Annotated in this window: 1 protein-coding gene; it reads right to left on the bottom strand. The window is 53.4% G+C overall.

Annotated features, from left to right (window positions below; all coding sequences use genetic code 11):
• Positions 1-423 (bottom strand): TonB-dependent receptor plug domain-containing protein (locus AACP56_RS17960; RefSeq protein ID WP_339339102.1); only part of this gene is annotated, 423 nt, incomplete at both ends.

Below are 423 nucleotides of genomic sequence, written 5' to 3'. Positions count from 1 at the left end.
CTGTGCATTGGGGTTCAACCTACCGTCCGTCCCAACGATCTGGTCATTGGGGACGTTGAAGGGGTTGTAGCCCAATTGCTGGTATATGTTCGCCGAGGCAAAGGCTGGGTCGCCGCCACCGGCACTAGAATTTTTCAAGGCCTCCCACATGGTCTCATAATATTGGCCCGGGCTGAGCTCGTCATAGAATTGCCACTGTGATGTGGACACCAGACCATATTGCATGGAGGCGTTTACCTGTATGCCCCCTTTTGTACCGCTCTTGGTGGTGATGATAACCACCCCGTTTGCGGCCCTGGAACCGTACAGTGAAGTGGAGGCCGCATCCTTGAGGATGGTAAAGGATTCGATGTCCTCTTGGTTGATCGTGTTCAAGGCACCCTCAAATTGTACCCCGTCCACAATGAACAAGGGATCGGTACT

The organism is Croceitalea sp. MTPC6 (assembly GCF_036985525.1).
Classification (GTDB): Bacteria; Bacteroidota; Bacteroidia; order Flavobacteriales; family Flavobacteriaceae; genus Croceitalea.
Note: the sequence above shows the minus strand (reverse complement) of the source record. Positions and strands in the feature narration are given on the sequence as shown.